The organism is Streptomyces bobili (assembly GCF_002154575.1).
In the GTDB taxonomy this organism is placed as follows: domain Bacteria; phylum Actinomycetota; class Actinomycetes; order Streptomycetales; family Streptomycetaceae; genus Streptomyces; species Streptomyces bobili.
In genome coordinates this window covers 546-757 of sequence record NZ_MUBA01000547.1, presented here as the reverse complement: position 1 = coordinate 757, position 212 = coordinate 546, and the positions used below count along the sequence as shown (strand labels likewise).

General features: G+C 70.8%; 1 pseudogene. It reads left to right on the top strand.

Annotated elements, in window-relative coordinates:
* A pseudogene (locus BZL64_RS39975) lies at window positions 1-212 on the top strand (DUF485 domain-containing protein); the annotation flags it as partial.

Here is a 212-nt window from a genome sequence, read left to right as displayed (position 1 = left end):
GAGTACGGGATGTCCCACGACCCGTCCCCGCCTCATCTCACGTATCCCTGGCAGTCCCCGCTGCCGGTACCCGAACCCGTTCACCGCCCACCCGCCCACCACGCACCCCTCGGCCACCACAGCGATCTGCGGCTGCTGCGCACCGCCTACCGGTGGCAGCGGCGCGTCGCCACCCTGACCGCCCTGGGCTACTTCGTCCTCTTCCTCGTCCT